Consider the following 21,910-nt stretch of genomic DNA (forward strand, 5'->3'; position numbering starts at 1 on the left):
GTTCGGGCCTGCTCCGCTGTCGCAATATGTCGCCGTTGCTCCGCTCACCTGTCGCAATGTGTCGCCAAACGCCCGCCGCCCCGACATATCGCGTCAGGGGAGTGGGTGGAACGCAGACGATGTATATTCGTGATGTGTCAACTAATGACGCAACACCTACTGTTGTTGCGATTCCCTGCTTTTCCGGCGCCCCGTGGGACTTCGCGCCGTTGTCCGACCTTCACGGCTTCCCTCTGCGGACCATGCGCCTTCCCGAGGGTGTCTCTACCGTTGACGGGTACGCGGACTTCGTCGCAGGGCAGGTGAAGGATCTCGCCTCGTACGTGCTCGTGGGCGATTCGTTCGGGGCGGTCCTGGGCCTTGCGCTTGCCCTGCGGCAGCCCGCGGGTCTGCGCGCGCTGGTGCTCTCCGGCGGCTTCGCGGCGAATCCCCTTCCGCAGTGGAAGTCCGCGATGGCAGGTTTGGCAGGGTTTCTCCCCGACGCCGTGTACCGAAACGGAGTGCTCCGCTTCCACGCATCCCAGCTCGCGTCGACGTTCGACACAACCGCCGAGGTTCCCCAGCGAAAGTCCGACTACCGATCGCTCTTCCTCGAAAACACGCCGCGGGAGAGCTATGCCCGGCGCGTCTCTGCTGTCAGAAAATTCGACGTACGCGCCCAGCTCGGACACGTGAAGGTACCGACGCTCGTCCTGACTCCCCAGGATGACCGTCTAGTGGGACACGGTGCCGTACGGGACCTCGTCGACGGGTTGCCCGCGGCGCGGGAAGTCGTCTTGCCTGAGACGGGACACATGTTCCGCTTCACCCACCCTCACGCTTACGGAAACGCCACCGCTCGATTCCTCGAGGAGATCATGACCGAGACGCCTGCCCAAGCATGAGTCCCGCCGAAGAATTCCGCTACCTGATCCTCGCCGCTCAACGCGAAGGCAATCGGATCTACGCCGACCTGCTGAAGCCCGAGGCTCTCACTCCCGCGCAGGCGGAAGCGATAATCACGATCGACGACGCCGCGAGCCTGTCGCTGCGTCAGCTTGGCTCCCGACTGGTGTGTGAAATGGGGTCGCCCAGTCGCCTCGTGGATACCCTCGTTCTCTCTGGGCTTGTGAAGAGAGAGCAGGATCCGGGCGACCGGCGCAGCGTCATCCTCTCCCTCACCGACGCGGGGAAGGATGCTGCGGGCCGGGCTCGTGCCGCGGAGGCGGTGCTGCACGCCACGATCGTCGCGGCGGTGGATGCCCGCCGCATGGCCGCCGCATCCGATGTCCTGCGTGCCCTGGTTGACGGTCGTCCCGCAGGCGAGGCGATTGAGGAAAAGAAGGCCGCTGCGTCCCGCCCCCGATGATGTGCATCAGCCATGGCCATTGAAGAGTCGGGGCGGGCGTTTCGCGGTGGTTCGTTTCACGGCTCCTCGAACCGAAAGTCGGCCGTGCGACGGAATCCTTTTCCCCGCGGGGGGGGGGGGTGACCTCGCAATGCGACAGCGCTAACGTACAACCAAATGGTTGCACAAACGGCGCAGGGTGAAGCGAATGAGCTGAGCGATGACGAGATTGACCGCGTGTTTCAGGCGCTCGCCGCGGCGACGCGCCGAGACATCCTGCGCCGCACGATTCAGCAGGAGCAGTCGATCTCGACCCTCGCTCTCGACTACGACATGTCCTTCGCCGCCGTTCAGAAGCACATCGGCGTTCTCGAGGCGGCGGGGCTGGTCGTCAAGCGCGCCGAGGGTCGCGAGCGGCTCGTTCGCGCGGATCCGACGATGATCGCGCGGGCCCATGCCCTGCTGGCGCAGTACGAAGAACTCTGGCGGGCGCGGATCGACCGCCTCGATCTCTTGCTCGCGTCAGCGAAACCCACTGATCCACCCACAAAAGGAGTGTGACATGCCCGTCACCGACGTCACTACCGACCCCGAAGTGTTGACGATGACGCTCGTCGCCGACTTTGCGGCCCCCGTCGAGCGCGTCTGGACGGCGTTCACCGACCCGAGCCAACTCGAACTTTTCTGGGGCCCTCCCGGATGGCCGGCAACCTTCACCGCCTTCGACCTCACGGTCGGCGGCCGCGCGGCTTACGAAATGACGAGCCCGCAGGGCGAGAAGTCGCGCGGGTCGTGGGAGTTTCTGAAGATCGACGCGCCCCGACGCCTGGAGGTGCTCGACGCCTTCGCCAACGAAGAAGGCGATGTTCTCGACGGCACGCCCGTGATGCGCGTCACGTTCGACTTCGAGGCGACCGCGACCGGAACGCGATTGACGAACGTCAGCTACTTCGACTCGGCGGACGCGCTCCAGCAGATCATCGCGTTCGGGGCGGTCGAGGGTTCGACGCTGGCGTTCAACCAGCTCGACCGCGTGCTCGCGGGTCTGCGTGCCTACGCAGAGGGCAAGGGCACGCAAACGGAGATTCTCGACGACACGCACGTGCGCATCACTCGGCTGATCGAGGGTCCGCGCGAGCTCGTATGGCGCGCGCACACCGAGCCCGAGCTGATGAAGAAGTGGTTGCTCGGGCCGGATGGCTGGCGCATGACGATCTGCGAGGTCGACCCACGAGTCGGTGGCACCTATCGCTACGCCTGGGCACCCGAGCCCGGGACGGAGGGCGAACCCTTCGGGTTCAACGGCGAAACCCTCGTCATCGACGCCCCGAAGAGAACGGTCACGACCGAGCACATGACCGACACTGACTTTCCCTCGACGCTCAACGACCTGTCGCTGCGCGAAGAGGACGGTGCCACGCTCATCACTCTGCTGATCGAGTACCCCGACAAGGACACCCGCGACATGGTGCTGGCGACCGGCATGACCGACGGGATGGAAACGAGCTACGCCCGACTCGAGCGGGTGATCTCGAGCTGAGGCGGTCGTTCGGGAGGGCATGGTTGTTCGGGAGGACCGGATGCGGCCGTCACACCCTCCCGAATGACCACGCCCTCCCGAACGAACCTCACGCCGCGGCGGGCAGGTCGTCCGGGGTGAAGATGCGCATGCCGGCTTCGTGGAGCAAGAAGCGGGCACGAACGCGGACGCCCTGTCGGACCAGGTGATCGCCGAGCCGCGCCCACGCCCGATCGAGGTCGGTGATCTGGTCTCCACCGCAGCGCTCCCACACCACCACGATCTGTGCGAAGTCGAACTCGCGCATGAGGTTCGCGAAGCGATGGGCGAAGAGTTCGACGACGGGCAGGGCGCCGAGGTCTTCGTTCGCGGTGACGCCGTCGGGGTGATCCGGCAGCTCATCGCAAGGCATGACCGGTCCGGTGGGGCGGTCGTCATCGTCCAGAAAGAACAGCCAGAGCTGGGGGTGGGTGGCGCCGATCAGCAGATCGAACAGCCAGTGTTCGAGAGCGGCATCGTCGCGGAGCGGTGGGACATCAGCGAGTTCTGTGGGCATGGGCACAGCCTGGTGGGCCCGCCGCAACCCCGTCCCGGAGTTCGGGGGAACGGTGGATAGCCGGCTTGATCCCCTACACGGGGAGGAGAACTTGACCGAGAAGGTCAGGATGCACGGGCGAGCGCGTCCTCGAGCGCAACCCACGCGAGCATGGCGCACTTGACCCGGGCGGTGTACTTCGAGACACCCGACAGGGCGGCCGCGTCGCCATACTCCTCGACGTCGAGCTCGAGCTTGCCGCGCGAGCGCATGGCCTCGCGGAAACCCTCGACGAGAACGGATGCGTCGGCCCGGGGCATCCCGGCGACGAGATCCGACAGCATCGACGCCGACGACTGCGAGATCGAGCAACCGGCGCCCTCCCAGGTCGCATCGCGGATCGCGCCCGCATCATCGAGCCGCACGCGCAGAGTCAACTCGTCTCCGCACACGGGATTGCGCTGGTACGACGACGCGTGGGCCCCCTCTTCCGGTGCGAGAGGAGTGCCGTGCGGATGCTTCGAGTGATCCAAGATCAGCTCTTGATACAGCGACTCGAGCCCGCTCATCGGGTGCCCTCCACGCCGAAGAATGCGCTTACGCCCGAGAGCGCATCAAGGAAAATGTCGATCTCCTCCTCCGTGTTGTAAAACGCCGCGCTCGCCCGAACGCTGGCGGTGATGCCGAAACGGCGGTGCAGCGGCTGCGCGCAGTGGTGCCCGACGCGCACGGCGACACCGCGTGCATCCAAGAATTGGCCGACGTCGTGCGCGTGCACTCCGTCGACGTCGAACGACGCCAGGGCAACTCGCTCGGCGCCCGACGCGTCGCCGAGCATGCGGACACCCGCCACCTCGAGCAGCCCCTCGCGCAGGCGACGTTCGAGGGATGCCTCGCGTGCCGCGATCGCATCGTGCCCGAGCTCGCCGAGGTACCGCGTGGCTGCCGCCAGGCCGATCGCCTGCGAGACGGGCTGCGTGCCGGCCTCGAACCGCTGCGGCGGAGGCAGGTACTCGGCGGTGTCGAGGGTGACGGTCGTGATCATCGAGCCCCCGGTCAGGAAGGGCGGCAGGGCTTCGAGTACCTCTGACCGTCCGTACAGGACGCCCACGCCATAGGGCGCGAAGATCTTGTGCCCCGAGAACACCGCCAGGTCGACCCCGAGGGCCGGCAGGTCGAGTGCGAGGTGGGGGGCGGACTGGCAGGCGTCGAGAACCGTGAGCGCGCCGACCTCGCGCGCAAGCGTCACGATCTCGGCGACGGGGTTCACGATGCCCAGCACGTTCGACACATGGGGGAAGGCGACGATCCGCGTCCGTGACCCGATCAGGGCACCTGCAACGGCCAGGTCGAGCTGGCCATCTTCCTGCACGGGAATATGGCGCAGCAGTGCACCCGTTCGGGCGGCGAGCTCTTGCCACGGAATCAGGTTGGCGTGGTGCTCGGACTCGGTCACGACGATTTCGTCGCCCGGTTTCAGCGCCACCCGCCGGGCGGCTTCGCCCCCGCGCCCGAGCGACGCATTCCCGATCGAGTATGCGATCAGGTTTATCCCTGCCGTCGCACCCGAGGTCCACACGATGTTGTCCGGCTCGGCGCCGATAAAAGCCGCAACGGCGGCCCGGGCATCCTCAAATGATTCCGTTGCCTCGGCGGCGAGGGTGTGTGCGCCGCGGTGGACGGCGGCGTTGCCACGGGCGAGGAAGGATGCCTCGGCCTCGAGTACGGCGAGTGGCTTCTGGCTCGTGGCCGCTGAGTCCAGGTACACCAGCGATGACGCGTTGACCCGCTCGCCGAGGATCGGGAAGGCGGCGCGGACGGACGCGACGTCGAAAGGCGCCGCATCGAGGATTGCCGCGTCGCGGGGCACAGCCGGGAGATTCACTCCTCCAGGCTACGCCGCGGCACCCGGTTGGAGGCCTCGGGCGGCAAGCCCGACCGGTCGCCTCCGGGCAGGGGGCGCGACCGTCGGCCATAAACGATCTCGGTCGAATCGAGCAGCCACGGCACGAGCGTGATCGAGACGCCGTGCTCGAGCATCAGATTGTGCGCGATACGGCTGGCTCGACGGTTGTGTAGGAAGCTCTCCCACCAGTGCCCGACGATGTACTGCGGCAGATACACGGTGATGACTGCCGAGCCGTTCTTCTGGCGATAGGCCTGGATGAACTCCCGCACCGGATGCGCGAAGGCGCGATAGGGCGAGTCGACGATGACGAGGGGCACCGGCATCCGATGTTCCCGCCACTCGGCCTGCAGACGGTCGGTCGACTCGGGATCAACCGAGACGTGCACGGCCATGGTCTTGTCATGCTTGGCGGCCAGCGCGTAATCGATCGCTTTGACGACCGGCTTCTGCAGACGCCCGACCAGCACGATCGCCACGTCGCCCCGCGAACCGAAGTGCGTCGCGTCGTCGATCTCGATCTCGTGCTCAACGTCGCGGTAGTAGCGGTTCACGCCGATCATGAGTGTCGCGAGGATCGGGATCAGGAGGAACACGATCCACGCGCCGTGGGTGAACTTGGTGATCGTCACGATGATCAGCACGAAGACGGTCAGTGCCGCGCCGGCGCCGTTGATCGCGAGCCCGATGCGCGCCGCGCGGAGGTCAGCGCCCGACGCACCCGTGCGTATTGCGCGGCGCCAGTGCCGGATCATCCCGATCTGTCCGAGCGAGAACGACACGAAAACGCCGATGATGTACAGCTGGATCAGGCTCGTGAGGCTCGCCTGGTAGAGCACGAGGATCATGATCGCGGCGAGGCCGAGCGCGATCATCCCGTTCGAGAACACCAAGCGGTCGCCGCGGGTGTTGAGCGACTTCGGCGCGTAGCCGTCACGCGCGAGCACGGCCCCGAGCAGGGGGAAGCCGTTGAACGCGGTGTTCGCCGCCAGAAGCAGAACGCAGGCTGTCGCCGATTGGATGATGAAGAAGGGGATGCTGCCCATCCCGAACGTCGCACTCGCGACCTGGGCCATGAGGCTGGGCTGCGGGGTCGTGCAGTCGAAACCCACCAGGTTGCAGGGGTTCTCGGCGTAGTGCACGCCCGCGAAGAGGGCGAGCGCCGTCAGACCGGCGAACAGCAGGATCGCGATGCCGCCCATGAGCGTGAGAGTCGCTTGCGCGTTCTTCACCTTCGGTTGGCGGAAGGCGGGAACCCCGTTCGAGACGGCCTCGACGCCCGTGAGGGCCGAGCATCCGCTCGAGAACGCCCGCAGCACCAGCAGGATCACCGCGGCCTGCGAGAGGTCTTCCGCCTGCACGGCGAACTCGGCGCTGGACGCGATGGGAGGGTCGCCGAGCGCGACGCGGGCGAGTCCGACGACGATCATGACGGCGACCGACCCGATGAAGACATAGGTCGGGATCGCGAACGCCTTGCTCGATTCGCGCACGCCGCGCAGGTTCGCGGCCATGATGAGCACGACGAAGCCGACGGCGAACTCGATGCGCCACGGGTTGAGCTCGGGGATGGCCGAGATGATGTTGTCGACACCGGACGCGATCGACACGGCTACCGTCAAGACGTAGTCGACGAGAAGAGCGGATGCCACGACCACGGCGGCGGGTTCGCCGAGGTTCTTCGACGCGACCTCGTAGTCACCGCCGCCCGACGGGTACGCCTTGATGAGTTGCCGGTAGCTGACGACGACCACGATCAGCAGTACCACGACCGCCGCCGCGACAGCTGGGCTGAAGGCGAGGAACGCGAGACCGCCGGTCAGCAGGATCATCAAGAGTTCTTGCGGCGCGTAGGCCACGGACGACAGGGCGTCGGACGCGAAGATCGGCAGGGCCCGTCGCTTCGGAAGCAGCTGCCCGTCGAGCTGTTCGGTATGGAGGGGTTCGCCGAGAATCCAGCGTTTCACGGGAGGAGAGCTCGGGCCCTCGCCGCGACTGTCGTTAGCCACGAGCGGCGACACTACGCCCGCAGAACGAAGCGTGCAAGCGGCGTGCCCCGGCTACACGACATCCTCCAGGCAGAAGGTCAGATGTTGCCGAAGGTCTGGAACCAGCCGCTCGCCCGGATTCTGACGATTGAAGCTCCTTCGTCGTCCAGATCGAGAAGGACGATGCGAGTCGCTTCGGCCTGGGATTCGAAGACCGATGGGTCCTCCGGCTCGGCGGCGAGAGGGATCTCCGAGGTAGGACGAGCGCCCAGGTCCATAGCTGCGACCACGGAATCGCCAACGTGGATCCCTCCCGCTGTGCCGAGAGAGATGTCGTTTATGGAGGGAACGGTGAAGTAAACAAAAGTTCCGCGGCAGTCTATTCGCGTGCCGCACGTCTGCCCGGGGGAGAATCCTGACGAGATCACGAGGCCGTCCCACGCGTACTCTGTGGTGAACTCCGCGCCTTCAAAGCCGCCTGCCGTCGTGCTCTCGGCTGCCGCCACGCCGAACGACTCTCCGAGAGCCGCAGCGAATGCAGCGGGGTCTTCGCCGGAGAAGGCGACACTCGAGCGGATCGTTCCGTCAGAGTCCAGCACGGACATCTCCGTTGCTGTAACGATGAACGATTCTGGCGTTGGCGTTGGCGTTGGCGTTGGCGTTGGCGTTGGCGTTGAGGAAGACACGGTGATTTCGCTCGGGGACGCCTGGGTCGTTGGCGTAGCGGGCGCGCAGCCAGCGAGCGCCAAGAGGATGGCTGTGCCTGCAAGAGCGACTCCGGCTCTCGGATGTCTCATCCACTCATCTTCACGAAAGACAGCGTCTCGACTCGTCGCGGGCGTAAAGATCAGAGAACTCTTGTTGTCAGCCCAGGAACTCCCGCGCCGCGACCGTCAGCGTCTGCACCCCGTTGCGGAGCGTCGGCTGCAACAGCGGCGCGAAGAACGGCGAATGGTTCGTCGGGATGTCGCGGTCGATCGTGCCCTCTGCCTGAGCGCGCATATAGACGGCCGGGTCGACCCCGCCCCAGAACCAGAAAACCAGCGGCACGCCCGCCTCGCGCGCGAACCACGAGACATCCTCGCTACCGGTGAACATCCCGGGGTCGAGCACGGTCCCAGCGCCGATCTCGCGGTCGAACGCGGCCGAGAGTCGGGCCGTCGCGTCCGCGTCGTTGATCGTCGGGGGCAGCGTGTGGTCGGTCTCGATCGTGGGCGGCAGGGGAGCACCGGATGCCTCGGCCTCGGCGCGCACGATCCGCTCCACCTTCTCGAGCACCTTCGCGCGGGTACTGTCGTCCGCGTAGCGCAGGCTCAGCTCGAGGCGCGCCTCGGCCGGAATGATGTTGTGCTTCAGGCCCGCATGAATCGAACCGACCGTGACCACGGCCATCTCGCGCGGGTCGATCTCGCGCGATGCCACCGTCTGCAGGCGCATGACGGTGGCGGCGGCCATGACGATCGGGTCGATCGTCGCGTGCGGTCGTGAGCCGTGGCCGCCGCGGCCGTGGAGGGTGATGGTCAGGCCATCCGACGCAGCCATCTGCGTTCCCGGACGCACTCCCACAACCCCCGCGGGCAGCGGGGTCACGTGCTGCCCGAGCACGATGTCGGGGCGCGGGAAGCGCGTCAGCACACCGTCGGCGATCATCGCCTGAGCGCCCGCACCGAACTCCTCGGCGGGCTGAATGAGCACAACTATCGTGCCCGCCCACTCATCCGTCGTGCTCGCGAGCTGTTCGATCGCGCCGATCATCGCGGCGACGTGCATGTCGTGTCCGCACGCGTGCATGACCGGAACTTCGGTGCCCTGCGGGTTCAGACCGCGCGCGCTACTCGCGTACGGCAGCCCGGTCTGCTCCTCAACAGGGAGGCCGTCCATGTCGGCGCGGAGCCAGACGGTCGGCCCAGCTCCGTTGCGGAGGACGCCCACGACACCCGTGCCGCCGACGCCTTCGGTGACCTCGAGCCCGAGATCACGGAGGTGCCCGGCCGCGATCGCCGCCGTGCGGGTCTCCTGAAACGACAGCTCCGGGTGCTCGTGCAGGTCGATGTAGAGCGCCTCGAGATCGATCGTCATGCGCCCGAGCCTACGTGGGCGGACGACGGCGGCGCGGTCGATGCGCGCACCACGAGCTCGAAGCGGAGCCCGCCGTGGGGCGGCGGAGCATCCGTCGTCGGACCGGGCTCGAGCAGATCGAGCACGGTCTCGGCAGCCCGCACGCCCTGCTCGCGCGGGAACTGGTCGACGCTCGTGAGCCCGAGCGAGGCGCCCAGCTCGTGCCCGTCGACGCCGACCACGGACAGATCTTCGGGTACGCGAACGCCCAATTCGCGTGCCGCCAGGATCGCCCCGACCGCCATCTCGTCGCTTGCCGCGAAGATCGCGGTCGGGCGTGATCCACCATTTTCGAGAAGCCGCCGCGCCGCCGCCCCACCGCCGAGGATGGTGAAGTCGGCCGGCTCGAACAAGTCCGGCTGGGGGGTGACCCCGGCCTGCACCAGAGCTTGCTCGTGTCCCCGGCGACGCTGCGCGGGCACGCGATAATCGCCGTCGCTCTCGCGTGCCGCCCCGATGTGCGCGATAACGCGGTGTCCGAGTTTCAACAGGTGCGCGGTCGCCAGCGCCCCGACCGCTTCGTCGTCGACCGTGAGGCTGGTCAGGCCCGCCCGGGGTGCGCCGATCCGGACGACGGGTACCCCGATCCCGATGAGCGCGTCCGTCTCGTCCTCGCCGAGCGAGATGGACATCGCGATGACGGCGTCTACCCTCTGCCGGCGCAGGAAGGTGCCGAACATCGTGCGCCGAGCCTCGGCATCCTCGCTCAGCACGTACAGCGTGATGTCGTATCCGCGACGTGCCAGCGCGTCGGCGATTCCGCCGAGTACCGTGCTGAAGAACCACGGATCGAGCAACGGCACCAAAACGCCGATGCTGCGGGTGCGGCCCGAGGCGAGGCTCGATGCCGACGCCTGGACGACGTAGCCGAGTCGCTCCGCCGCCTGCTCCACGCGCATCCGTGTCGGCGCCGACACCCGACCACGACCGCTCAGCGCGCGCGAGACGGTCGCGGTCGAAACGCCGGCCGCACGAGCAACCTCGTCGATGCCGACCATGTCGCGGCCTAGCGCGCGCCCTCGAGCCAGACGGTCGTGTCGGATCCGATCGCGCCGTCCTCGAGCGATGCGCTCGTCAGCACGACGGTCGCGCCGGTGGGCAGCGGCACCGGCGTCGCGCCGACATTCGCGATCACCGTGATGTCGCCGTTGCGGAACGCCACGACGTCGTCGCCATAGCCATCGACCCACTGCAACTCGCCCGTGCCGAGCGCGTGTGCGCGGCGCTCGGTCAGGGCACTGCGGTAGAGCGAGAGCGTCGAGTCGGGCCGGTTGCGCTGCACGTCGCGGGCGAGTTCCGCCCACTGCGCCGGCTGCGGCAACCAGGATGCCCCGGACGCGTTGAAGCCGTAGGAGGGTCCATCCGCGGTCCAGGGGATGGGTACGCGGCATCCGTCCCGCCCGTAGCGCTCGCCGTGGGTCCGGAACCACGTCGGGTCCTGCCGGGCGTCGTCAGGCAGGTCGACGGCCTCGGGCAGGCCGAGTTCTTCGCCCTGGTAGAGGTACGCCGAGCCGGGGAGCGCGAGCATCATCGTGGTCGCCGCACGTGCGCGTCGCAGGCCCAGCTCGGGGATCGGCTGCACCTCGGACAGCGGGCCGATGCCGGTTCCCTGCGGAACATCGCCCGTGAGCGCAAGCCGGGAGGCGTGGCGAATCACGTCGTGGTTCGACAGCACCCAGGTGCTCGGGGCATCCACGGCGCCATATGCGGCGAGCGATTCGGCGACGACCGCCCGAAGCTTCGGCGCGTTCCACGGCGTCTCGAGGTACTCGAAGTTGAAGGCCTGGTGCATCTCGTCCGAGCGCACCCAGAGCGCCGTCTTGGCCGGCGTCGGCAGCCAGGCTTCGGCGGCGAGCGCACGATCGCCCTCATATTCCGCGAGCAGCACATGCCAATCCCGGTAGATTTCGTGAACGCCGGGCTGACCCCAGTACGGCACGTCGGCCTCTGCACCACCCATCGACGCGGCATCTGCGGGGGGCGTGTAGTCGGGCAGACCGTCTTTCTTCACGAGTCCGTGGGCGACGTCCACGCGGAACCCGTCGACGCCACGGTCGAGCCAGAAGCGCAGCACGCCGCGGAATCCCTCCCGCACCTCCTCATTCGACCAGTCGAAGTCGGGCTGCGAGGTGTCGAACAGGTGCAGGTACCACTGGCCCGGTGATCCGTCGGGCTCGACGACCCGCGTCCAGGCGGGTCCGCCGAAGACCGACTCCCAATTGTTCGGCGGCAGCTCGCCATTCTCTCCGAGACCGTCGCGGAACATGTAGCGGGCGCGCTCGGGGCTTCCGGGTGCTGCCGCCAGGGCGGCCTGGAACCAGACGTGCTGATCTGATGAGTGATTCGGCACGAGGTCGACGATGACCCGGATACCGCGGGCATGGGCGCCCTCGAGCATCGCGTCGAAGTCGGCGAGGGTTCCGAAAATGGGGTCGACGTCGCAGTAGTCCGCGACGTCGTAGCCGGCATCCTTCTGCGGCGACGTCATGAACGGCGAGAGCCACAGGGCATCGATGCCGAGCTCCTGCAGGTCGTCGAGCTTGGACGTGATGCCGGGCAGGTCGCCGATGCCGTCGTTCGACGCATCCGCGAACGAACGCGGGTAGATCTGGTAGATCACGGCCGAACGCCACCACTCGGATCCGGGGGCGGAGGGCAGGCGGGACTCGGGCTGGGCGCTCTGCGCGAGAGAAGTCATCCGTCCACGCTAGTGCAAGCGCTTGCGCACGCGCACATCGGGGTCCTCGCCGCGGGGCGGTCGGAGCGCGCGGGCGTTAGGGTGAACCCCGTGCAGACGCCCAGCCCCGACGCCCTTGTTCGCGCCGAGTCGCTCATCGCGGTGATCCCGGACTACCCCCAGCCAGGCATCCTCTTCCGCGACATCATGCCATTGCTCGCGGACGACGCGGCGCTCCGTGCAACGATCGATGCCCTCATCGAACCCTTCGCGGGGACGTACGACGTGGTCGCAGGCATCGAAGCGCGCGGCTTCCTCCTCGCGGGGGCCGCGGCGATGGCCGCGGGCGTCGGCCTGATCCCCATCCGCAAAGCGGGCAAGCTGCCCCGGCCCGCGGCATCCGTGTCCTACGCGCTGGAGTACGGCACGGCCGAGATCGAGGCGCACGACGACATGCCGCACGGCTCACGCGTCCTGCTGCTCGACGATGTGCTCGCGACGGGCGGCACGATCGCCGCCGCGCGAACGCTCGTCGAGCGGCTCGGGGGCAGCGTTGCGGGCACCGCCGTGCTGCTCGAGCTCGACGGCCTCGGCGGTCGAGCTGTCGCAGGCTCCGACATCCACGCCGTCTTCCACGCCTGACGACCGCGCCTGCTCCACGCGAGGGTGCCTGTTCTGCCGCGCGAGGGTGCCCTTTCTGCCGCGCGAGGGTGCCGGTTGTAGGGCACGAGCACCCTCGGTATAGGGAGCGGCACTTTCGCGGTCGGGAACGGGCACTTTCGCGGTCGGGAACGGGCACTCTCGTCGGGAACGGGCACTCTCGCGAGGGGGCGCGGAGGGGTCGCGTCAGACGCGGATGCCGCCGCCGAGGTTGACCGGAGAATCCACGATGTTGCCGACGATGCCCCGGATGACGCCCGTGCCGTCCTCGGTGCGGAGCTGCTCGTACCACTCCTGGGTCGCGGCCACATCGAAAGCGTGTGTCTCCCACGCGCGCTTGCGTGCTCGGATCACCAGGTCGCCCGCGCGCTCGGTGCGCACCTGCTGGTACCGCTGCAGCGTGTCTTCGACACCCAGCGTGTTGGTTGCGAACAGGATGCCGAGGGCAAAACTGTCCTCGAGCGCCGAGCACGCACCCTGACCGATGTCGGGCGCCGTGTTGTGCGCCGCGTCGCCGAGGATCGCGACCCGCCCGTGCACCCAGGTGTCGAACGGGTCGATGTCCCAGATCTCGACGCGGTTGAGCGACACCGCTGGGTCGATCGAGTCGAGCAACGCCTGCACCCCGGGCGCCCATCCCGCGAAGGCCTCGCGCAGCGGCGCCGCACCGTCGGACCGGTCGTAGGGCACCCCGGCCGGTTGTGGCACATCGACGAAGAAATAGAACCGATCACCAGCGACCGGCATCACGGCACAGCGCTTGCCGTCGGCGACATAGGTCGTCCACTGATCGAGCGGCCCGATGTCGGTGTTCGCCGGGACGAGCCCATTGAAGTTCGTGTATCCCGAGTACGTCCGCTCGATCGTCGGCAGCCCCAGCGCCGCTGTGACGTAGTCGCGAGTGATCGAGCGTGCCCCATCCGCCCCGATCAGCAGGTCGGCTGTGTCGGTCGATCCGTCCGCGAAGGTCGCGGTCACCCGGGTGCCGTCGTCGTCGATGCCGACGAGTCTCATCGACAGATGAATGCGGTCCATCCCGACCCGTTCCATGAGCAGCGCCTGCAGGTCGGCCCGCGCGATCGGGTAGGGCCGCTGCCCGGTCTGTGTCGTCACGGGCTCGAGGCTGAAGCGGCAGAGCGTCTCGCCCGTCTTGCCGTCGTAGTAGGCCATGTCGTCCATCAGCCCACCGAGCGCTGCAACCTCGTCGGTCAACCCGAGCCAGTTCAGAACCTTCACGCCGTTGGACCACAGCGACAGCGCAGCCCCGACCGGCTTGTTCTCACGCATCTGGTCGTACACGACGACGTCGTGCCCGAGGCGCTGCAGCGCGATCGCGGCGCTCGTGCCGCCGATGCCGGCGCCGATGACGATGACCTTCACGTGATCCTCCGAAGCGATGCGGCTCAGCTGCCGCGGTAGGTGGAATAGGCGAACGGGCTGAGCAGCAAGGGCACGTGGTAGTGCCTTGAGCCGCCCTGATCGTCGACATCGACCCGGAACGTCACGGTTACCGACGGGTAGAAAGTCTCGACGTCACGTGCCGCGAAGTACGCGCCGGTCGAGAACGTCAGGGCGTAGTCCCCGGCCTCGAGAAGTTCTGGTCCGAGACCGGCCCGGCCGTCGGCATCCGTCGTTCCCGTGGCGACGGGGACGCCGGATGCGGTGGCCAGCGCAACCTCGACGCCCGGTGCGGGCGTTCCCGTCGCGGCGTCGAGAACGTGGGTCGTGAGGTGTGGTGTCGGGTGCGGGGTCATGCACCCATCCTGTCGTCGGTGAGCGCGCCCCGCAGGCGCAGCAAGGCGATCTCAACGAGCTGCTTCGTGGCTTCGACCGTTTCGGCCTCGGCGTCGTTCATGAGCCGGCGCTCGAGGTTCGCCAGGATCTCGTCGGGAGTGCGCCCCGCGGCGCGGATCAGGAAAACGCGCCCGAATCGTTCCTCGTACGCCGCGTTTCCTGCGGCGATGCGGGCTGTCACGTCGTCCGCTGCGGTCGCCATCGCCGCCTGCTCGCGGCGCGAGGCATCGCCTTCGGCTCCCGGAGCGGTCGGCCGTTCGCCGATGCGAGGGTGATGCGCGAGCGCGGCCTCGAGGTGCTCGCCGCTCCACCGCTCGGCGAGCGCCGCAGCGAGGGCCTCTATCTCGGCGACGGATGCGTAGGGCCGCTCGGCAACGAGCGCATTCGTCCATGCCGGGATGTCGGCCCAGACGCGCACGACGGACGCCGCCGTCGCGGCATCCGCGTCATTGAATTCGGAGAGGAGCACCCGGCCACCGTAGTCGGCCCGCGTTTCCCGGATGTTGCTCTGAGTAACATCCGGGAAACGCCGGGCCCCTGGAGAATGCTCATGGGCGAGGCGGGCGGCGGGGGTGGTCCGCCGCGTGGCCCTACGATGGGCGCGGAGGACCCGATGAACGACGATGTGCCGCTCTCTGCCCGGATCGGAAGTCGTCTGCGCCAGCTGCGCAAGTCGTCCGGTCGCTCGCTCGCCTCGGTCGCCCAGCAGCTGGGGATCTCGTCCAGCGCACTGTCCCAGATCGAGACCGGTGTCATGCAACCCTCGGTCAACCGCCTGGTCGAGCTCGTCGGCGTTCTGGGTGCTCCCGTCTCGGCGATCTTCGACGAGCTCGAGGTGTACGAGCGGCCGGTGGGATCGGATGCGCCGGACGTCGCCGAGCCCCTCCCGGGCGTGTTCGTGTCGACCGCGGGCGACATTGCCGTCGCACACCTCGGGCAGGGCGTCACGTATCGACGGCTGACTCCGACGGCGCTGCCGGGAATCGAGCTCTTCGAGTCGTCTTATCCGCCCGGAACATCATCGAGCGTGGATGGTGCGATGCTCGTGCACGCGGGATACGAGTGCGGCAGCGTCGTTTCGGGCGTGCTGACATTCGAGTTCACGGAGGGTGAGCTGCGTCTCGCCGCCGGGGCCTCGCTGTCGTTCGCGGCGACGCGTCCGCACCGCGTCGTGAACGAAACCGACGAAGTCGCCGTCGCCGCGTGGTTGACGCTTCCCGGCGGTCTGCCCGAGCCGGTCGCGTCTCCCACGCCGGAGCTGTGATGTAGGGCAGGGCCCCTTACGAGGCTTAAGTGGTCACTTACTGTCACGGAGCCGTTACGCGCGCGAAATCCACCGACGGAGCTTAAGCAATAGCTTGATCGCGACGCCACCGGGGCGTCGGAACTATCATCCAGCACCTCCGTCTGACTGGAGAATCGCATGACCGTCACGCTTCCCGCCGCCGAAAATATCGCTGAATTCGACACGCACCTGGGGGATGACAGGCACCCCTCGTTGTATAACGACGACCTCGCACCGCTTCCGAAAGAGAAGCGGCGGTGGGGCGCCTTCGAGTTCTTCAACGTCTGGACCAACGACGTGCAGAGCCTGGGTGGGTACATCCTCGCGGCGAGCCTGTTCGTGGGCGCCGGCATCAACGGGTGGTGGGTTTTCGCGGCCATCATCCTCGCCGGCTTCTTCGTCAACTTCCTCGTCAACCTCACGGGCAAGCCGAGCGTCAAGTACGGCATTCCCTATGCGGTCATGGCGCGCTCGAGCATGGGCGTTCATGGAGCCCAGTTCCCCGCGCTCATTCGTGGCATCGTCGCGATCTTCTGGTACGGCGCACAGACGTACTTCGCGTCGACGGCCGTCGGGCTCGCGATCAACGCCATCATCGTCACTCCTCCCGAGGCGACCTTCCTCGGCATGACATGGGTTGATTGGGTGTCGTACATCATCGTGGCTGCCTTGCAGGTACTGCTCTTCGTCGGCGGGATCTCGTGGATCGAGAAGTTCCTGAACTTCGCGGGGCCCGCCGTCTACGTCGTGATGGTGGTGCTGCTGATCGCGATCTGGATCCAGGCAGGCGATCGGCTCATTCCCGCGGTCGGCTCGATCTTCAACAACTCCGAGGTCGAGGGCTGGGCCGCGGTCGGGGCATTCGTCGGCGTGATCGGAACGATGATCGCGTACTTCTCAGCGGTGATCATCAACTTCGGTGACTTCGCTCGCTTCTCGAAGTCGGAGAAGAAGATGCGCCGGGGGAACTTCCTCGGACTGCCCGTCAGCTTGACCTTCTTCACGTTCCTGAGCCTGTTCATCACGGCAGGCGCCTACATCGTGCTGCAGGGAGGCGAAGGAGAACCGCTCACGAACCCGGCCGAGATCGTTGGCCAGGTCGGCAACGTCTTCTTGACCATCCTCGCGGCGGTGACGTTCTTGGTGGCGACGATCGGCATCAACCTCGTCGCCAACTTCATCCCGCCCGCCTACGACCTGTCGAACCTTGCTCCGCAGCGAATCAGCTTCAAGGCGGGTGGCTACATGACCGCGGCGCTCGGGTTCATCGTTGGAGCCCTCTGGGTGTCCGTCATCAACGAGAACGGATTCCCGATCTTCGTAGATACTCTCGGTGCCGTCCTGGCGCCGCTCTACGGGGTGCTGGTGGCGGACTTCTACATCATCCAGCGCCGCGCCTTGAAGGTGCACGACCTGTACTCGACCGGTGCAACCGGTCGCTACTTCTACACCAAGGGTTGGAACGTGCGAGCGATCCTGGTAATCGCGATCGCGGCGGTTTTCTCCATCTCTGCTGTCTGGGTTCCGGCCCTGGGCGCGCTGAGCGGCTTCGCGTGGGTGATCGGTGCGCTGATCGGCGCGATCCTCTACATCGCCGTGATGTGGAACCACCGCGCCGCTCCGGCCGAGCCGGTGGCAGAAACGGTCGAGACAGAGCCCGCCCCCGTCTGACCTCCACGCCATCCCGGCCGCGTTTCCCGGATGTTGCTCTGAGTAACATCCGGGAAACGCCGGGCCCCTAGGTTGGGGCACATGACCGCTCTTCCCGACGCCCCGCGTGCGATCGCCGCGCGTCGCGTCTTCGTCGATGGGGCGATCCGTCCCGCTGTGGTCCGCATCGAGGGCGGCCGTATCGCTGCGATCGCGGATTACGACCCGGATGCTGGGGCCGCTGCATCCGGCGACGTCCCGGCATCCGATGTCACCGTCTTGCCCGACCGCCTCACCCTCTTGCCCGGTCTGGTGGATTCGCATGTCCACCTCGACGAGCCGGGCCGCACGGACTGGGAAGGCTTCGAGACAGGGACCGCCGCCGCGGCCGCGGGCGGCGTCACCACGATCGTCGATATGCCGCTCAACAGCGTGCCCGTGACGACGACCCCCGAGGCGCTCGCCGAGAAGCGCGCCGCCACGGTCGGCAAACTGGCCGTCGACATCGCCTATTGGGGCGGTGCGGTTCCTGAGAATCTCGGGTCGCTCGCCGAACTCGCCGCGGCGGGAGTGGTGGGGTTCAAGTGCTTCCTGATGCCCTCGGGCATCGACGAGTTCGGGCACCTGAACGCCGAACAGCTCGAGGTCGCGCTCGCCGAGATCGCCGCGTTCGATGGGCTGCTGATCGTCCACGCCGAAGACCCCGCGCACGTGCACGACGCCGAGACCCTCGGGCCCCGGTACGACGCGTTCCTCGCCTCCCGCCCGCCTGAGAGTGAGCGTGCGGCGATCCGGCTCGTGATCGAGGCGGCCCGCCGCACCGGTGCCCGCGCGCATATCGTCCACGTGTCGGACGGCGGTGCGCTGGACGACATCCGTGCCGCGAAAGCCGACGGCGTGCGACTCACGATCGAGACCTGCCCGCACTACCTCACCCTTCGGGCCGAGGATGTGCCGGATGCCGCGGGGCAGTTCAAGTGCTGCCCCCCGATCCGGGACGAGGCGAACCAGGACCTCCTCTGGCAGGGCGTCGTCGACGGCACGATCGACGCGATCGTCAGCGACCACTCGCCGTCCACGCTCGAGCTGAAGCAGCAGGGCGGCGGAGACTTCGCCCTCGCGTGGGGCGGAATCTCCGGACTTCAGACCGGATTCTCGGCGATCTTGACCGCGGCGCGGACCCGAGGCATCCCGATCGAGAAGATCCTGCCGCTCATGACGACGGGGCCGGCGCGGATTGCGGGTCTCGGGTCCGCGGGGCAGATCGTGGTCGGCGCTCCGGCACACTTCTCGGTCGTCGATCTCGATGCGACGTACACGGTGCGGGCGGCCGAGCTGCAGTACCGCAACAAGATGTCGCCATGGGATGGGCGTGAGCTTTTCGGTGTCGTCGAGGGCACCTACCTCGCCGGTGCACTCGTCTACACCCCCGAGGCGGGCGTAACTGCCAGAGCAGGACGTGAGATCCTGACCGTGCGCGCCGTCGCGCATCCCGCAGACTCCGCGGATGCGGCGGACCCTGTCGGCGCCGCGTCCCGCGTTGAGGAGATGCATCCGTGACCACAGCCCTCGAAACGACCGCGCAGGAATCAACCATCCTGCAGCCCGGCAGGGGCGAGATCCCCGGCGACCTTTATCTGGCCGCGTCGCCCGCGACCGTAATGTGGGGACGCCTGCCGTGCGCGCGCGATGCCGCGGTACTCACCATCCAGCCCGGGCAGACCGTGACGATCGACACGGTGAGCCACGAGGGAATCCTCGAAGACCAGGGCAAGGATCCGCTGGGGTACTTCACCGGCAAGGGTGTGCCCGAGGCATCCGTTCTCGACGATGCGATCGAGATCGCGCGCTCGCTCAGCCGCGACACGATGGCCGATGGACCGCACGTCGTGACGGGGCCGATCGCTGTCGAGGGCGCGCTGCCTGGCGATCTGCTCAAGATCACGGTCGTGCGCCTGCAGCCGCGCGTGCCGTACGGGGTGATCTCGAATCGGCACGGCAAGGGCGCGCTCGTCGGCGAGCTGCCCCGCGGCGAGCACAACGTGAGCGTCTTCACCCCGGTTGAGGAGCGGGCGGGACGGATGGTCGGGGTGCTGCCCGTCGTCGAGGGAGGCCCCGGGCTCGTCGAGTTTCCGCTCGCGCCGTTCCTCGGCACCATGGGCGTCGCGGTCGCCGGTGATCAGCGGCCCCACTCGGTGCCGCCCGGCGAGCACGGCGGCAACATCGACATCAACCTGCTGGTCGAGGGCACGGTCCTGTACCTTCCGGTGCAGGTCGCGGGGGCCTTGGCGTACGTCGGCGACCCGCACTTCGCGCAGGGCGACGGCGAGGTCGCGCTGACGGCGCTCGAGGCGTCGCTGCGCGCGACCCTGCGCTTCGAGATCGTGCCGCAGGCTGAGGCGCTCGCTGAGTTCGGGGAGTTCACCGGGCCGCTGGTCCGCACCGACGAATACCTCGTACCGACCGGCCTCGATCCCGACCTCGGCGAGGCGATGCGCCGCTGCGTCCGCTCGGCGATCTCGCTCATCCGGGCACGCTGGGGCCTCGACGAGCACCTCGCCTACGCGTACCTCAGCGCCGCGACCGACTTCGACATCTCGCAGGTGGTCGACATCGTCTGCGGCGTACACGCACGCATCCGCGAGTCGGACTTCGCCGCAGTTCAGCGCCCCGGGCATCCGCTCGCCGACTCGCCGACAACAGGCGAATCGGCGAGGACAGGAGAGTTTTCGGCGGATTCTCCTGTTTCGGGAGAATCTCCTGTTCTGAACGAAGGACACACGGCATGACGGATGCCTCGACCGACGGTGCCAACACGGTTCCCGCAGACCTGCTCGAAGCTTTCGAGGCCTACGAGCGCGCGATCATCGCGAACGACCTCGATGCCCTCGATGCGGCCTTCGCGCCCGGCGATGCCACGATGCGCGGGGACCCAGCCGGGTTGCTCGTCGGTCACGACACGATCAGCGTGTTCCGGGGCGTTCGCGGAGGAGTGCCTGCGCGTTCGATCGAACGCATCGAGTACCGCGAGTTGGCACCGGATGTCGCACTGCTCGTATCGATCTCGCGCTACATCGGTGGAGGCACAGGGCTCCAAACCCAGGTGTGGCAGCGGTTCGACGACCGCTGGCTCATCACCGCGGCCCACGTCACGCCGCGCGCACAGGCGCTCGACCGGTCGGTGTGGCGGACGGTCGGTGACCCGCTCTGGCAGGGCGCGTGGGAGGGCCCACTCGAGGGGCTGAGCGTCGCCGTCAAGGACCTGTTCGCGATCAAGGGCTACCGCATCGGCGCGGGCAACCCGACGTACCTCGACTCCGCGCGTGTCGAACCCACGACGGCTGCCGCGGTCTCGGATCTGCTCCGGGCCGGGGCATCCCTCCGCGGAATTGCGCGCACCGACGAGTTCGCGTACAGCGTCGCCGGCGACAACGCGCACTACGGAACCCCGCCCAATGGGGCGCTGCCGGGGGCGCTGCCCGGCGGCTCGTCGAGCGGCCCCGCTTCGGCCGTCGCGACCGGGCAGGCGCAGATCGGTCTGGCGACCGACACAGCCGGGTCCATCCGGGTGCCCGCGTCGTATCAGGGGCTCTGGGGTCTGCGCACGACCCATGGGCTCGTGCCGCGACAGGGGTTGCTGCCGCTCGCGCAGACGTTCGACACGATCGGATGGCTGACGCGCGACGGCGACACGATGCAAAAGGTCGTCGACTGGTGCCTCAGCTACGACGGGTCGGAGTCGACCGAGAGCGTGTTCGGGGAGTCGGGGAGCGACCTGCCGTGGAGCTTCGCGGTGCCGACCGAGATGCTCGAGTCCGTCGAACCCGGGACGCGGGAGGCGTTCGAGGCCCTGCTCGCGGCCCTCGGGGCGGGGGATGCCCGGTCCGAGGTGGCCGAGACATCCGTCGGCGATCTCGATGAGTACCTCGCGGCGTTCCGCGCCGTTCAGGGTGCCGAGGCCTGGCGCAACAACGGCGCGTGGCTGCGCGAGCACCCCGGTGCCGTCGCCCCGGCCGTGGCCGAGCGATTCCGCGTGGCCTCCGAGGTGACCGCCGAGGCCGAGTCCGAGGCGCGCGCGGCGGTCGACGACTTGCGCGCACGCCTGCACGAGGCGACGAACGACACGGTGCTGATCATGCCGACGGTGCCCGGCCCCGCGCCCATGCGCACGCATCGGGGCGAACGGGTCGAGGCCGTGCGTGCCGCGACCCTGCGTATGACAACGCCGGCCGCGATCGGCGGGATGCCCTCGATCTCGATCCCGCTGCTGACGGTGCCGTCGAGCCTCGGCGCAGCCCCCGTGGGTGTGTCTCTGATCTCGCGCCCCGGCACCGACATCGCGCTGGTGCGCCTCGCCCGTCGCCTCACCCGGGCGGTGGTGACGTCATGACAGTCCGCCGAGCGCGCCTGTTGTTGCCGACTGCGCCCACTATTTCGCGCCAGTATCGGGC

The 21,910-nt window shown here is 67.9% G+C and carries 21 protein-coding genes; 10 read left to right on the top strand and 11 right to left on the bottom strand.

The genetic code is table 11. From position 1 onward, the window contains the following. Positions 1 to 242 precede the first annotated feature (242 nt). From ACXZ1E_RS09170 to ACXZ1E_RS09185, 4 genes are all read left to right on the top strand, one after another. Positions 243 to 884 carry an alpha/beta fold hydrolase gene (locus tag ACXZ1E_RS09170; protein WP_458040221.1) on the top strand — a complete coding sequence of 214 codons (642 nt, stop codon included), beginning with the start codon at positions 243 to 245 and terminating at the stop codon, positions 882 to 884. Continuing rightward, a complete protein-coding gene (locus tag ACXZ1E_RS09175) occupies positions 881 to 1,348 on the top strand; it encodes a MarR family winged helix-turn-helix transcriptional regulator (protein ID WP_458040222.1) in 468 nt (155 codons plus the stop codon). Before ACXZ1E_RS09170 ends, ACXZ1E_RS09175 begins: the two co-directional genes overlap by 4 nt. A gap of 156 nt (positions 1,349 to 1,504) precedes the next feature. After that, positions 1,505 to 1,888 carry an ArsR/SmtB family transcription factor gene (locus ACXZ1E_RS09180; RefSeq protein ID WP_458040223.1) on the top strand — a complete coding sequence of 128 codons (384 nt, stop codon included), beginning with the start codon at positions 1,505 to 1,507 and terminating at the stop codon, positions 1,886 to 1,888. A gap of 1 nt (position 1,889) precedes the next feature. Then, the gene (locus ACXZ1E_RS09185) at positions 1,890 to 2,867 is read left to right on the top strand and encodes an SRPBCC family protein (protein WP_458040224.1); all 978 of its coding nucleotides are present in this window, start codon (positions 1,890 to 1,892) and stop codon (positions 2,865 to 2,867) included. A gap of 88 nt (positions 2,868 to 2,955) precedes the next feature. On the opposite strand, the gene ACXZ1E_RS09190 is transcribed toward ACXZ1E_RS09185, so the two are convergent. The 8 genes from ACXZ1E_RS09190 to ACXZ1E_RS09225 form a co-directional block, all read right to left on the bottom strand. Further along, positions 2,956 to 3,402, bottom strand: a complete 447-nt coding sequence (locus ACXZ1E_RS09190; RefSeq protein WP_458040225.1) for a hypothetical protein — start codon at positions 3,400 to 3,402, stop codon at positions 2,956 to 2,958. Positions 3,403 to 3,506: 104 nt separating this feature from the next. After that, positions 3,507 to 3,950, bottom strand: coding sequence for a Fe-S cluster assembly sulfur transfer protein SufU (gene sufU / locus ACXZ1E_RS09195; protein ID WP_458040226.1), 444 nt, complete (start codon positions 3,948 to 3,950; stop codon positions 3,507 to 3,509). Then, positions 3,947 to 5,266, bottom strand: coding sequence for an aminotransferase class V-fold PLP-dependent enzyme (locus ACXZ1E_RS09200; protein ID WP_458040227.1), 1,320 nt, complete (start codon positions 5,264 to 5,266; stop codon positions 3,947 to 3,949). The genes sufU and ACXZ1E_RS09200 overlap by 4 nt, the downstream gene beginning before the upstream one ends. Beyond that, the gene (locus tag ACXZ1E_RS09205; protein ID WP_458040228.1) at positions 5,263 to 7,296 is read right to left on the bottom strand and encodes an APC family permease; all 2,034 of its coding nucleotides are present in this window, start codon (positions 7,294 to 7,296) and stop codon (positions 5,263 to 5,265) included. Before ACXZ1E_RS09205 ends, ACXZ1E_RS09200 begins: the two co-directional genes overlap by 4 nt. 77 nt (positions 7,297 to 7,373) lie before the next feature. After that, complete coding sequence (locus ACXZ1E_RS09210) at positions 7,374 to 7,874, bottom strand: hypothetical protein (protein WP_458040229.1); 501 nt, start codon at positions 7,872 to 7,874, stop codon at positions 7,374 to 7,376. 265 nt (positions 7,875 to 8,139) lie between these two features. Beyond that, the gene (locus ACXZ1E_RS09215; RefSeq protein ID WP_458040230.1) at positions 8,140 to 9,354 is read right to left on the bottom strand and encodes an amidohydrolase; all 1,215 of its coding nucleotides are present in this window, start codon (positions 9,352 to 9,354) and stop codon (positions 8,140 to 8,142) included. After that, positions 9,351 to 10,391 (bottom strand): LacI family DNA-binding transcriptional regulator, encoded by a 1,041-nt coding sequence (locus ACXZ1E_RS09220; RefSeq protein ID WP_458040231.1) that lies wholly within the window; start codon positions 10,389 to 10,391, stop codon positions 9,351 to 9,353. The genes ACXZ1E_RS09215 and ACXZ1E_RS09220 overlap by 4 nt, the downstream gene beginning before the upstream one ends. A gap of 8 nt (positions 10,392 to 10,399) precedes the next feature. Then, positions 10,400 to 12,091, bottom strand: coding sequence for a glycoside hydrolase family 13 protein (locus ACXZ1E_RS09225; RefSeq protein ID WP_458040232.1), 1,692 nt, complete (start codon positions 12,089 to 12,091; stop codon positions 10,400 to 10,402). Between the two features lie 90 nt (positions 12,092 to 12,181). Between ACXZ1E_RS09225 and ACXZ1E_RS09230 the strand changes: the two genes are divergently transcribed. After that, a complete protein-coding gene (locus tag ACXZ1E_RS09230; protein ID WP_458040233.1) occupies positions 12,182 to 12,712 on the top strand; it encodes an adenine phosphoribosyltransferase in 531 nt (176 codons plus the stop codon). Between the two features lie 204 nt (positions 12,713 to 12,916). On the opposite strand, the gene hpxO is transcribed toward ACXZ1E_RS09230, so the two are convergent. From hpxO to uraD, 3 genes are read right to left on the bottom strand one after another with little or no spacing between them, the layout of a single operon-like run. Next, complete coding sequence (hpxO, locus tag ACXZ1E_RS09235) at positions 12,917 to 14,110, bottom strand: FAD-dependent urate hydroxylase HpxO (protein ID WP_458040234.1); 1,194 nt, start codon at positions 14,108 to 14,110, stop codon at positions 12,917 to 12,919. A 23-nt stretch (positions 14,111 to 14,133) separates the two neighbouring features. Further along, a complete protein-coding gene (gene uraH, locus ACXZ1E_RS09240) occupies positions 14,134 to 14,484 on the bottom strand; it encodes a hydroxyisourate hydrolase (RefSeq protein WP_458040235.1) in 351 nt (116 codons plus the stop codon). Beyond that, a complete protein-coding gene (gene uraD, locus ACXZ1E_RS09245; protein WP_458040236.1) occupies positions 14,481 to 14,993 on the bottom strand; it encodes a 2-oxo-4-hydroxy-4-carboxy-5-ureidoimidazoline decarboxylase in 513 nt (170 codons plus the stop codon). Before uraD ends, uraH begins: the two co-directional genes overlap by 4 nt. 144 nt (positions 14,994 to 15,137) lie before the next feature. Between uraD and ACXZ1E_RS09250 the strand changes: the two genes are divergently transcribed. From ACXZ1E_RS09250 to ACXZ1E_RS09270, 5 genes are all read left to right on the top strand, one after another. Beyond that, entirely contained in the window at positions 15,138 to 15,788 is a 651-nt protein-coding gene (locus ACXZ1E_RS09250) for a helix-turn-helix domain-containing protein (protein ID WP_458040237.1), read from the top strand. A 159-nt stretch (positions 15,789 to 15,947) separates the two neighbouring features. Beyond that, entirely contained in the window at positions 15,948 to 17,480 is a 1,533-nt protein-coding gene (locus tag ACXZ1E_RS09255) for an NCS1 family nucleobase:cation symporter-1 (protein ID WP_458040238.1), read from the top strand. 81 nt (positions 17,481 to 17,561) lie between these two features. After that, positions 17,562 to 19,019 (top strand): allantoinase AllB, encoded by a 1,458-nt coding sequence (allB, locus tag ACXZ1E_RS09260; RefSeq protein WP_458040239.1) that lies wholly within the window; start codon positions 17,562 to 17,564, stop codon positions 19,017 to 19,019. Beyond that, the gene (locus tag ACXZ1E_RS09265; RefSeq protein WP_458040240.1) at positions 19,016 to 20,248 is read left to right on the top strand and encodes an acetamidase/formamidase family protein; all 1,233 of its coding nucleotides are present in this window, start codon (positions 19,016 to 19,018) and stop codon (positions 20,246 to 20,248) included. Before allB ends, ACXZ1E_RS09265 begins: the two co-directional genes overlap by 4 nt. Further along, a complete protein-coding gene (locus ACXZ1E_RS09270) occupies positions 20,245 to 21,849 on the top strand; it encodes an AtzH-like domain-containing protein (protein WP_458040241.1) in 1,605 nt (534 codons plus the stop codon). Before ACXZ1E_RS09265 ends, ACXZ1E_RS09270 begins: the two co-directional genes overlap by 4 nt. The last annotated feature ends 61 nt before the right edge of the window (positions 21,850 to 21,910 follow it).

Source organism: Pacificispira sp. HM-600 (assembly GCF_977993705.1).